Annotated in this window: 10 protein-coding genes; 2 read left to right on the forward strand and 8 right to left on the reverse strand. The window is 40.4% G+C overall.

Going from position 1 to position 12,643, the window contains the following annotated elements; genetic code table 11:
- Window positions 1-34: 34 nt before the first annotated feature.
- The 6 genes from J3L16_RS10280 to cysD all read right to left on the reverse strand — a co-directional run bounded on the left by J3L16_RS10280 (window position 35) and on the right by cysD (window position 6,327).
- A complete protein-coding gene (locus J3L16_RS10280; RefSeq protein ID WP_242698793.1) occupies window positions 35-814 on the reverse strand; it encodes a hypothetical protein in 780 nt (259 codons plus the stop codon).
- A 62-nt stretch (window positions 815-876) separates the two neighbouring features.
- Window positions 877-2,601 (reverse strand): SLC13 family permease, encoded by a 1,725-nt coding sequence (locus J3L16_RS10285; RefSeq protein ID WP_207612890.1) that lies wholly within the window; start codon window positions 2,599-2,601, stop codon window positions 877-879.
- 12 nt (window positions 2,602-2,613) lie between these two features.
- Window positions 2,614-4,029: a sulfate adenylyltransferase subunit CysN gene (cysN, locus tag J3L16_RS10290; RefSeq protein WP_207612891.1), complete on the reverse strand. Its 1,416-nt coding sequence runs from the start codon at window positions 4,027-4,029 to the stop codon at window positions 2,614-2,616.
- On the reverse strand, window positions 4,029-4,817 hold the full coding sequence (gene cysQ, locus J3L16_RS10295) for a 3'(2'),5'-bisphosphate nucleotidase CysQ (RefSeq protein WP_207612892.1): 789 nt from the start codon (window positions 4,815-4,817) through the stop codon (window positions 4,029-4,031). Before cysQ ends, cysN begins: the two co-directional genes overlap by 1 nt.
- The gene (cysC, locus tag J3L16_RS10300; RefSeq protein ID WP_207612893.1) at window positions 4,814-5,416 is read right to left on the reverse strand and encodes an adenylyl-sulfate kinase; all 603 of its coding nucleotides are present in this window, start codon (window positions 5,414-5,416) and stop codon (window positions 4,814-4,816) included. Before cysC ends, cysQ begins: the two co-directional genes overlap by 4 nt.
- Window positions 5,416-6,327 (reverse strand): sulfate adenylyltransferase subunit CysD, encoded by a 912-nt coding sequence (gene cysD, locus J3L16_RS10305; RefSeq protein WP_207612894.1) that lies wholly within the window; start codon window positions 6,325-6,327, stop codon window positions 5,416-5,418. The genes cysC and cysD overlap by 1 nt, the downstream gene beginning before the upstream one ends.
- 507 nt (window positions 6,328-6,834) lie before the next feature.
- Here cysD and J3L16_RS10310 point away from each other — a divergent pair.
- On the forward strand, window positions 6,835-8,295 hold the full coding sequence (locus tag J3L16_RS10310; protein ID WP_207612895.1) for a catalase: 1,461 nt from the start codon (window positions 6,835-6,837) through the stop codon (window positions 8,293-8,295).
- Between the two features lie 75 nt (window positions 8,296-8,370).
- Window positions 8,371-8,886 (forward strand): ankyrin repeat domain-containing protein, encoded by a 516-nt coding sequence (locus J3L16_RS10315; protein ID WP_207612896.1) that lies wholly within the window; start codon window positions 8,371-8,373, stop codon window positions 8,884-8,886.
- A 90-nt stretch (window positions 8,887-8,976) separates the two neighbouring features.
- On the opposite strand, the gene J3L16_RS10320 is transcribed toward J3L16_RS10315, so the two are convergent.
- Together J3L16_RS10320 and J3L16_RS10325 are read right to left on the reverse strand one after the other, a co-directional pair.
- Entirely contained in the window at window positions 8,977-10,482 is a 1,506-nt protein-coding gene (locus J3L16_RS10320) for a mannitol dehydrogenase family protein (protein ID WP_207612897.1), read from the reverse strand.
- 20 nt (window positions 10,483-10,502) lie between these two features.
- Entirely contained in the window at window positions 10,503-12,218 is a 1,716-nt protein-coding gene (locus tag J3L16_RS10325; RefSeq protein WP_207612898.1) for a hypothetical protein, read from the reverse strand.
- Window positions 12,219-12,643 lie beyond the last annotated feature (425 nt).

A 12,643-nucleotide genomic window follows, 5' to 3' on the forward strand; every position in this document is an offset into this window, starting at 1 on the left:
CTTATTAAAATGGCGTACTCTGAGTTGGGTTTACTTACTCTGAAATAGGGGAGTTTAATACAATACCTTCAACCATATACAAGTCGTCATATAAAATACCGCCATTTCCATAAGGGTTTTTCTCAGGACCAGTATTGCAGTTCATTAAGAAATACGTCAATGGCTGTTCACGTTTCATTCTAAAGTCAGCGTGAGAATAGACTTTTGTTTGGGTAAGAAATTCACCACCTTGAACATACACATCGTAAGATTGGCCACCTTCAGATTTAGATGCATTGTTTACGACATACCATATTTGGTACCACACGCCTTCTTTCAGCGGCATAGCCGTGATGCTTGTGTCTGCCGTGTGTATTTTGTCGTACCCTTTGCCTTTTTTAACCATTAGGGTGCCGTCGTTTTTAAATCCGTTAGATTCGGTTTTATCGGTAATACGGATAGAAGGCTCGAAGGCATTGTAGTCGTTTTCTTCAATTCCTTTAGGGTCTAAATTACTAAGACCAAAAACATGGTTATTGGGAAAGTACTCAACTTGAAAGCGAGAATAAAATGTATAGGTTTCACCCACAGCCACTTGGGTAGGCAGAGCTTTAAAAGAAAGTGCTTTGCGATTACCTATAATACCTTCTGGGGCCGGTTTTTTGATTAAGTAATGGTTTTTCTCAGACCTTGATTGTCGTACTTCAGTAACTTGAGGGTTCGGCAAGTGCGGTGACGTGTTGTTACGGGTGTCTTTTTTTACCCAACCGTTTAATGTTCCCGACTCGAAATCATCAATAAGTAACCAAGCTTCATCTGCAAAAGCATTCGGCATGATAAATAAAGTGACCAATACAATAGTGAATACAGTTTTTAGTGTAGTCATAGGTGTAACCTTTATAGGTAAACAATGTTAAGTAAGCAAAGCACAATTGAGCTATACAAAACAGAGATAGGAACGCCCACTTTTATAAAATGCTTAAACTCGTAATGAGTCGCATTGTAAGCAAGTAAATTAGTTTGATATCCGTAAGGAGAAATAAAACTCGCACTGGCTGCAAATGCCACTGCCAATGCAAAAGGTAATATAGGAGCGCCGACAATTTCGCTTAGGCCATAAGCAAAGGGAAACATTAATGCGGCTGCTGCGTTATTTGTGACAAATTCGGTCAGCAATAGGGTGACAACGTATATAACCACCAATGCATGAAATACACTGAAACCAGATAAAATTGGGGTAAGGACGTCTATGAATAACGGAATCACACCTGCATTTTCTAACGCTGAGGCTAAGCTGAGTGCGCCTACAATCACCATGATCAGGTTAAGAGGCAGGTTGCGTTTAATTTCACCACTGTTGGTGACTTTAAATGCAACTAACAAAGCACAAAAGAAAAGTAGCCCTATTGCCAAGGGCACTACTTCACATGCTGCAAGCAGTATAGTAGTGATGAAGCCACCTAATGTCGCCCACTCTTGTACATGAGATAACTTTCTAGCGACCCGTTGTTCCGATAAGGTGAAGAAGTTTTTTGCAATGTTTTGTCGACTATTAAAGTCTGGCCCAGCGGCTAGCAATAAAAAATCCCCAGCTTGGAGTTTTATTTCGCCCAATTTTCCCGATAGTTGCTCGCCGTCTCGGCGTATAGCGACTACCGCCGCATCGAATAAGGCCCTGAAGCCTAGAGCTTTAATAGTTTGACCAATAATTTGTGCGTGGTTAGACACAATCACTTCTGTCAGGTCTTCTCGCATTAACCCATTTGATTCTGCGAAAATAGTTAAACCTTTTATATGAGATAGGTTGTCAATATTTTGCACGTTGCCGCTGAAAATGAGTTTATCGCCTTGTTGAATAACGAACTCAGGGGAAACAGGGGTAACAAGAGTGCCTTTGCGAATAATTTCGACTAAAAACAATTCAGGTAAATTTCTTAAGTGATTGGCTTCTACACTTTTTCCAATTAATTCTGAATGTTCTTCTACTTCAGCTTCTAATAAGTACTCTGTGTATTTCGCCTCTTTTCGTTTAATTTCTGGCAACAAGGGCGTGAGTAAAAATAGTAAGACACCGCAGCTTAGCCCTGCGATTAAACCAAATACGGTGAAGTCCCAAAATTTAAAACCGGAATGGCCGTGTTCTATGAGGAAACTGTTAACGATTAAATTCGTTGAGGTTCCTATAAGGGTCACTGTTCCGCCTAAAATAGCAGAATAGGAAAGGGGAATAAGTAATTTAGAGGCACTATGGTGTTGGTTTTGTTTTACTGGTCCAATTAATGTGGCCACAATAGCCGTGTTGTTTAATAGCGCAGACGAGAAAAAAGTGAGACCAAATAACCGTAAATAAGATTTTTTATAGCTGGCAGTAATGAGTTTTCGTCCCCAGCTTTTTATTAACGCGGTTTTGTCCACAGCGCCACTTACAATAAGTAATAAAACGAGGGTGATTAAGCCTTTATTGGTTAAGTTATGTAACAGATCATCAAAAGTGAGCTGTTGGGTTACCAGCAATATCAATGCTGACAACGCAAAAATGGTTGAGGGGCGTTGTTTGCTAAAAATTAACGCAAAAATTGTACTGGCAAATACTGCCAGTACAATGAGTTGTATAGAGTCCATATTCCCGTCTGGTTACAGTTTAGTAATGTCTGTTGTGTTCCAGTGAGGGAAATGTTTGCGTACTAATGCATTGAATTCAAGTTCAAATTCAGAGAATTGAGCAGAAGCATGCTGTTCACCTTCAGCCAATGCATCGATAACCATACCTGCACCAACAGTGCCATTAGTTAATCTATCAATAACCACAAATGCGCCTGTTTCACGGTTTTTCGTGTACGGGTCACACGCAATAGGCTGGGTTAATTTAAGATCGACAACTGCAATTTCATTTAGGTTTAAATGCAGCGCTTGCTGCTGTTCTAAAGTATTTACATCAATTTGATGATCGATGTGGGCAACGGCACCTGTTGTCATTTTTGTCGCAAACTTGAAGTAGTACTGCTTGTTTGGCATTAATGGCTCTTCAGACATCCACACTAAATGAGTTTTCAACTGAGATGCATGAATCGGCGTGTTGTTTGATTTTACAATCATGTCGCCACGAGAAATATCAATTTCATCTTCAAGTGTTAGTGTGACTGCTTGCGGAACATAAGCATTTTCTTGTTCGCCTTCAAAGGTGACAATGGATTTCACTTTCGATGTTTTACCCGACGGTAACGCTGTAATTTCATCACCTGGGGCAATTTGCCCTGACACTACAGTACCTGCAAATCCACGAAAATCTAAATTTGGACGATTAACGTATTGAACAGGGAAGCGGAAATCTTCAGTGTTTGAATCGTTGCCAATTTCAATTGACTCTAGCATCGCCATCAAAGGTTGGCCTGAGAACCAAGGTGTTTTGTCGCTTAAATTAACAACGTTATCACCTTCTAGTGCAGAAATAGGCACAAACTGAATATCTTCAATATTAAGTTGTTCAGCAAAGGCTAAGTAATCTTTTTGAATTTGATTGTAAACTTCTTCGCTGTAATCCATTAGGTCCATTTTATTAATGGCAACAACAACGTGTTTTATACCTAAAAGTGATACTAAGAACGAATGACGTTTTGTTTGGGTTTTCACACCACCGCGGGCATCAACCAAAATAATCGCAAGATCACAGGTAGACGCACCGGTTACCATGTTTCTCGTGTATTGCTCGTGTCCTGGTGTGTCTGCAATAATAAACTTACGTTTATCAGTTGAGAAATAACGGTAAGCCACATCGATAGTGATGCCTTGCTCACGCTCTGATTGAAGGCCGTCTACTAATAGTGCAAGGTCAACTTTTTCACCTGTTGTACCCATTTTTTTACTGTCTTTGGTAATGGCTGCAAGTTGATCTTCATAAATCATTTTTGAGTCATGTAACAAGCGACCAATAAGAGTACTCTTACCGTCATCAACACTACCGCAAGTTAAAAAACGCAGTAGATCTTTATTTTCATGTTGCTCTAGGTAAGCAAGGATGTCTTGTTGGATTAATGTATTATCACTGTTCATTATTCAGCGCTCACAAGGAAATAAGGGTTTAAAACAGAATCTTTTTGGTTGTACGTTAAAGCTAACGCAGCGTCATCAAAAGGATTGTTCGGATCAAGAACGGTTACATTGGCGCCTGCGGCTAAAGCCACGGCATGGGCTGCGCCGGTATCCCACTCTGATGTTGGACCTAATCGAGGGTATAAATGGGCGTCACCACTTGCAACGAGGCATAGTTTCAAAGAACTGCCCATTGCAACTAATTCAGCTTCACCGCCTAATTCAGCCAGTAATGCTTGTATCTCAGGGCTTTGATGAGAGCGGCTACCTACCACTTTCCACGCTTCGCCGTCTTTGTGCTTGGCAGCGGATATTGAACGGGTACCTTGCTCATCGTCCATATAGGCACCTGACTCTAGGCTTCCCCAGTACGTGCGTTTTAATGCCGGAGCATACACCACACCAAAAACAGGCGTACCTTGGTGGATAAGGGCAATGTTAACCGTAAACTCACCGTTCTTTTTTATGAACTCTTTTGTACCGTCAAGAGGATCAACTAACCAATAGGTATCCCAAGTCTTACGCTCTTCCCAACTAATACTTGCGGATTCTTCCGATAAGATTGGAAACGTAGAGCTTGCTTCCAAGCCTTCAACTATAATGTTGTGGGCGGCTAAATCTGCTTCTGTTAGCGGGCTGCTATCTGACTTGTCGTATACCGCAAAATCTTTATCGTAAATGACCATGATTGCATCGCCAGCCTTTTTCGCTAACGCAATAATGTGATCTTGAGTGTTTGAATCTATCATAGGTTTACAACACCTTTTTCTACCAGCATTTGGAATAAACGCTCTGCTGATGCTTCAGGTGTTTCATCTTTCCATGTAAAGTGAATTTCAGGAGATTCCGGCGCTTCGTAATCTGAACTTATGCCTGTAAAATCTTTGATTTCTCCCGCTCGGGCTTTTTTATACAAGCCTTTAGGGTCGCGTTTTTCGCATTCAGCAAGTGGCACATCAACAAATACTTCAACGAACTCGCCGTCGTCTAGTAAGTTTCTGCAATAGTCTCTGTCGGCTTTAAACGGGCTTATAAAAGCGGTTAAAACAAGTAAGCCTGCATCGACAAAAAGCTTGGATACTTCACTCACGCGGCGGATATTCTCTACGCGATCTTTATCGCTAAATCCGAGATCGCCACACAAGCCATGTCGAACGTTATCGCCATCGAGTAAATAGGTGTGTTTTTGTGCCGCGACGAGGCGCTTTTCAAGCAAACCGGATAGTGTTGATTTACCAGAGCCGCTTAAACCTGTTAGCCAAATGACTTTAGCTGCCTGTCCCAATGCTGATGAACGAGCAGCTTTGTTTACTGCGTGCTCGTGCCATACAATATTGTCGGTGGTCATTAGAAATAACCTTCCATTTTTTTCTTTTCCATTGAACCAGAACTGTCGTGATCGATAACGCGACCTTGGCGTTCAGAGGTCTTAGTCAGCAACATTTCTTGAATAACTTCTGGCAATGTATCTGCTTCAGATTCAACAGCACCTGTTAATGGGTAGCAACCTAAAGTACGGAAGCGTACAGAACGCATTTCTGGTGTTTCGCCATCTAAAGGCATACGCTCGTCATCAACCATAATTAATACGCCGTCTCTTTCAACAACAGGGCGAGGTTTCGCTAGGTACAATGAAGGAATTTGGATGTTTTCTAGGTAAATGTACTGCCAAATATCTAGCTCAGTCCAGTTAGACATTGGGAATACGCGAATACTCTCGCCTTGATTTATTTGAGAGTTGTAAATATTCCAAAGTTCAGGACGTTGGTTTTTAGGATCCCAGCGATGGTTTTCATCGCGAAACGAATAAACCCGCTCTTTCGCGCGAGATTTTTCTTCATCGCGGCGAGCACCACCAAATGCAGCGTCAAATTTGTATTTGTTTAAGGCTTGTTTTAAACCTTGAGTTTTCATTACATCAGTGTGCTTTGCACTACCGTGAGAAAACGGACCTACGCCTTGGTCAACACCTTCTTGGTTTATATGAACCAACAAATCGAAGCCATACTCTGCCGCCATACGGTCGCGAAATTCAATCATTTCTTTGAATTTCCACGTAGTATCAACGTGTAGTAATGGGAACGGTATTTTTCCTGGAGCAAAGGCTTTTCTTGCTAAATGAAGTAGTACAGAAGAGTCTTTTCCTACTGAATATAGCATTACAGGGTTATCAAATTCTGCAGCCACTTCACGGAAAATATGAATACTTTCAGCTTCAAGTTGTTTTAGATGTGTTACAGACGGTATGTCTAAAGTCATTGCACAGTCCCTTAAGGTAGTAATATGGGAATAAGTAAGTTAAGCATAGTCATATGCTAAATCATTATATGCATAGAACAATAACACAATTAGGCAGTAATCGATTATTCAATTTAGCTATGTCTAATAGGTATTTTATTCCAAATTGACTATTTTGTTTAAAAATCACTTCGCAATACAGGTTTTGTAGTAAAGAAAAATTCATTACTACAATTTGTTCTATACTCTATTGGCGTTTTTCATTTTAAAACGTTGACTAAGGAAAATGAGCTGAGGCTTAAAAATAATCAATATTACACTCTGACCATGACTTCAATGACGATAACTTTAGAATAACTTTGCCGATGGGAAAAAATTTAAATGCTCTTGGTCGGAATAGGGAAAACCCAATATTAATAATAAAATCAATAGTATTTAGTAATTACATCTATCGATAAAGAGTATTATACATTCACCTGTTACTACGCAATATTATATCCATAACGCAAACCTACACTGGAAATGGAAATGACAATAAATAATAAACTGACTACAGCTAATGGCGCTCCTGTCGCTGACAATCAAAATGCACAAACTGCTGGGCCTCGAGGGCCAATGCTTCTTCAAGATGTATGGTTCCTTGAGAAGCTAGCACACTTTGATCGCGAGGTAATTCCTGAGCGACGCATGCATGCAAAGGGGTCCGGCGCATACGGAACTTTTACTGTTACTCATGATATTTCTAAATATACGAAAGCCAGTATATTTTCCGAGATAGGCAAAAAAACCGAAATGTTTGTTCGCTTTTCTACCGTTGCTGGTGAGCGTGGTGCAGCAGATGCAGAACGTGATATCCGTGGTTTTGCGATGAAATTTTACACTGATGAAGGAAACTGGGATTTGGTGGGCAATAACACCCCAGTATTTTTCCTAAGAGATCCATTAAAGTTTCCTGATTTAAATCACGCGGTTAAACGAGATCCACGTACAAACCTACGTTGTGCGAATACCAATTGGGATTTTTGGACTCTGCTTCCAGAAGCTTTGCACCAAGTCACTATTGTGATGAGTGATCGTGGGATCCCACGTACTTACCGTCATATGCATGGCTTTGGTAGTCACGTGTTTAGTTTTATCAATTCAGATAACGAGAGATCGTGGGTCAAATTCCACTTCGAAACGCAGCAAGGTATTGAAAACTTGACTGATGAGGAAGCGGAAGTGTTAGTGGGTAAAAACCGTGAAAGCCATCAACAAGATTTGTATGAATCGATTGAAGCAGGAGATTACCCTCGCTGGACATTAAAAGTGCAAATTATGACCGAGCAACAAGCAAGAGAATGCTCTTATAATCCTTTTGATTTAACTAAAGTTTGGTCTCACGCTGATTTTCCATTAATCGATGTAGGGGTAATGGAATTAAACCGCAACCCAGATAATTATTTTGCTGAAGTAGAGCAAGCCGCCTTTGCTCCTGCAAACGTTGTTCCGGGGATTAGTTTTTCTCCAGACAGAATGTTGCAAGGACGTTTATTTTCTTATGGTGATGCGCAGCGTTATCGTTTAGGGGTCAACCACGCACATATTCCAGTAAACCAACCCCGTTGTCCTGTGAATTCATATCACCGCGATGGCGCTATGCGTGTAGACGGAAATTTCGGCAGCACGAAGGGCTATGAACCAAATAGTTTGGGGTTATGGCAAGAACAGCCTCATGCAAAAGAGCCGCCATTACAACTTGATGGTAATGCATATAACTGGGAGTTTGGTGAAGATGATAGCGATTATTTCTCTCAGCCCCGTGCTCTATTTAACCTTATGTCGTCAGAACAACAACAGGTGCTGTTTGATAATACCGCTAGAAGTCTTGGCGGAGCATCGGTCGAAGTTCAACATCGTCACATTTACAATTGTTATCAAGCATCTCCAGCTTATGCAGAAGGTATTGCAAAAGCACTTGGAATTAACTTGGATGATGTTGCGCTGTAGCTAATTTTTGAGTTAAAAGCGGGCTGAGTCAATCAGTCCGCATTTTCAAAATTCAAATAACGGAGTATCAAATATATGAAAACTTGGAGTGACTATAAAACCACCTTTCGCAGTGAGTCTAATCTACTAGATTACGCTCGTACAGGAGATTTGCCAGGACTCGTACACCTTGTGACTGATGATCCGAATGTTGATCTTGATATGAAAAATGCTCGTGGGTATTCCGCGCTTATGTTAGCTGTTTATAATGGCGAAAAAGATTATTGTGAAGCTTTATTGAAGCTTGGCGCCGATGTTAACTCAATGGATTTTATGGGTAATACGGTACTAATGGCATCGGCATTTAAAGGTAATGTAGAGATATTGAACTTATTATTACAATACGGTGCAAATACACATTTTAAAAATCATACAAACATGAACGCCAGAGACTGGGCTGCAATGTTTGGGCGTAAAGAAGCCGTAAGGTTTCTTGATAAAAACGCACCAAGCATTGATGCTTCCTCTAAACTTACTAATATGCTGCGGTTTATACAATTGAGTGTTCTACTTTTGTTAGGAAAAAATAGAAAACTCAATCATCCAATTTAATACAAATATCCACTGTATTATCCTAAATGTCAGTACAATCAAAGCAAGTATAAATTCATTGACTGACTTGCACTTAGCAGGCTAAACATCTCATACAGAAGTCCGGCTACGCAATATAGTTTGCATATGAAGCTTAATGTTAGGCGTGTTATACAAAGCCTTTACCTGTGTTTTATAAGCGGTGACAAAAGCTTCTGAACTCGACACACACGAAAATAGAGATGCTAACTCTAGTAGTGAGTCTGAACGCTGGGCCGTTTTATTCGCGAATTGATGAACTTCGTCAGCCATTTCATCAGCAATAACCAATGGTGTTCCTTGTAAATCGACTTGTTTATCACTGTATAAACACCAAGCAGCTATGACTAATGTTGCACATTGGATCTCACCCTTTTTAGCTAGGTTTTCTACAATGGTAGGCAACATAAAAGTACTCAACTTTGCACTACTCTCAGAGCATATTCGCGCCAAGCTATCTTTGATATTGGGATTCGAAAAACGCTCAAATAACGTATTCTTATACTCATCTAAATCAATACCAGGCACGGCAGGTAAAATGGGCGTGACTTCTAAATCCATGAAGAGCCTTAAGAACTCTGCAAATAAAGGGTCTTGTACACTTTCATCTATGGTACTGAAGCCATGCAGTGAGCCTAAAATGCCCAAAACAGAATGGCCAGCATTGAGCAGGCGAATTTTCATGTTTTCATAAGGGGTCACGTCATTAACAAACTGAGCGCCTACCTGTTCCCATTGCGGACGTCCTAAAGTGAACTTGTCTTCAATTATCCACTGATGAAAGGGTTCGCATGTTACTGGCCACTGGTCTCTTAAATCTAGCGTATTTAAATATGCAATATCTTCTGGAGTGGTTGCAGGTGTGATGCGGTCAACCATAGCGTTTGGAAATGATACTGATGATTCAATCCATTTTGCCAACTCATTGTCAACCTTCATTGCATAGGCAATAGTCATTTTCTTAGCGACATCACCATTGTGTTGTATGTTGTCGCAAGACTGAATGGTAAAAGGGGCTAAACCTCTTTTAAAGCGCAACTGTAGTGCAGCAATCAGAAAACCAAACACCAAGCGCGGTGTATTCGGGTTAGCCAAATCGTGAATGACATCAGGGTTTGTAAAATCAAATTCCCCTGTTGCGGGGTTAAAATTATACCCACCTTCAGTGATGGTCAGAGATACAATTTTTGTTTCTTCACTGGCCATCTTGTTTATAACGGCTATTGGGTCATCACAGCCTAATAAAAAATCTGTTAGGCTTCCAATAACCTTGTTATCAATTGTACCATTTGGGTGACGTACTATGAGGGTGTATAGATAATCTTGTTCTTTGAGAATCGATTGCATTTTTCTGTCTGCATCTCGCAAACCTACACCACAAATCCCCCAACTTAAATCACCACTTTGAGCCATATATTCGTCGGTATAAAAAGCTTCGTGAGAACGATGAAAGCCACCTACACCAATATGAACAATACCCGAAGTAACTTTTGAACGGTCGTATGCCGGTACGCTAATAGCCGAAGGTAAGGCGTGTAAGTTTTGGTTATTTAAACAAATATTTGTTCGAGTTTGCATAATGAGGTATTCCTTTTAACTTAATCGACAACTTTGTTGTTTTGTTGCATAACCCAATAGGCAGAAGCAAAATAAATAATGGTGCAAATAAAGCCAATATCGAAAAATAGCTCTCTATTTTCTTCATACGCTAAGACATCTCCGCTCAAAAACATAGTGTTGAACGCTAACGCTAGGGTCGTAGCTAAACTAAGCAAAGAAATGGAATTTACTATTTTAGTCATTAGTGATTGTTTTTTTACTAATACCGGCTCGTGTTGCGCTTGTGCTTGATGATATTGCTCAACTTGATTGTCGTAATTATCAAGGCTAGCTTGTTGCTCAGGGTATTTTTTAGCTGCGCCATAACGCTTGGATAGTAAAATATAGACGACAGCAGTAAAGAACCAAGTAGGGATAAACAAATAATAAAACGACATTAGATCTAATGCATTAAGGCCAAAACCAAATGCTAACCCAAGTCCCCAAGACGCGACGGCGGGGGTACTGTGCGTTAAATTGCGGAAGGTTGCCCAATAACGGGTAAAGCCAATACGAGGAAATATAAAGTGTTCGGTAAATACAATAGCTCCAACAGGAACAACCAATAGGCCTGCATAGGTTAATAAAGGTAACATCTTGTTAAATACAAATGGGAAACAAGCTATACATACAGCAACAATACCTACAATCAATGTTGTTTTAGTACGCGAGTGGTCTTTGAATATAGCTTGAGCCGCTAAACCCGCTCGATAAAGGTTTGCATTTGCGGTAGTCCAACCTGCTACTATAACTATCACTAAGCCAGATAAGCCTAAGGCTTGAAATGCTACATCACCTGGATCGAGCTCTACAATTGATTTTTGAACGATAACCGCTGTTCCTGCTCCCATTATACCCGCTGAAATCCACGCAATATAATGTCCAAACATCATGCCTGAAGATGTGCATAATCCATAGGTTCTACTTTTGGCATAGCGCAAAAGGGCCATATCGATTAATCCAACATGAGTAATTGTATTTGCTGCCCAAGCAAAGCCTATCACTTCAAGTAAGCCAATTCCTGGCTCACCTTGGGCATTGATACCTGTCCACACAGAAATGCTACTAATATGCATGAAGTCAGCCCAACTACTTAATGTTGTTGCACCAATAACGTGTTCGGCTAGTGCAGGCATTAATACCATAGGGCCGCTTATAAACATTACAAAAAGCCAAGGAGCACAAATTTTAGAAAAATTAGAGACTGCATTAAATCCATACATCGCAACCAGAACTACTATCATACCCACTGCCAGCACAATGAGTACAAACCATGCATTTGTTGGGTACCAGTTTAATTGAGCGGGTATACCGAATGCGAATCGAACAGCAGTGGCAGAAACCGTGACCATAGCGGCTGAAATAACGGTAAAGATAATGACATTTACCCAGTTATATAGGGTGGTCATTGAGTTACCCGCAATCTTTTGTAAATAGGTATAAAGGCTTAATCGCGTCTCAACAGCAATAGGTGTGGTGATTAACGTCCAACTCAAGACTGCAAGAAGGTTACCAATCAAAAGTCCTAACAATATATCTGTCATCGTTGCGCCAAGGGCTACAAAAGTTGCACCAATAACAAATTCAGTTGCCGCTACGTGCTCTCCAGCGTACAAACCCAGAAAATGACCCCATCCTTTGCGCTTATGCTTTGGTATAGGGAGCTGTTCTTCACTTATATTGTCAAAATTCACTTTAGACGATTCAGGTTTCATCTTAGTTACCAACCTTTTAATTTATTGGTTATCTCATTTCATGCAATGCATAAAAGCTATTGCAAATCGAAGCGACCGCATCTCATAAGTGTTTATCAGCTTGAATAAAAAATGATACTTCACGTTACAGAAAGGAAAAAATACCTAATGATGGGGCATTTGCTATATATTTGGGCATAATCCCAGAAAGCCACTGTGACTGTCAATATTTTGTTAACAAATTTTTTATGTAAGATTATGGTTGACTCTAACGTAGCGTAATAGCCGATAGTAAAATACTTTAGGGCGTGTTGATCTTTGCTGTACAATTTTGCAGCGGTTTGTGCCCTGTTTATGCAATGCAGAACGACTGTAGTGTAGTTACTCTACATAAAGGAGTGATAAAGCAGCAGAAATAGGGCACAAGCACTGCCCGAAGGGTTCAA

The sequence above is a fragment of the Alteromonas sp. 5E99-2 genome (genome assembly GCF_017368475.1).
Taxonomy (GTDB): Bacteria; Pseudomonadota; Gammaproteobacteria; order Enterobacterales; family Alteromonadaceae; genus Alteromonas_F.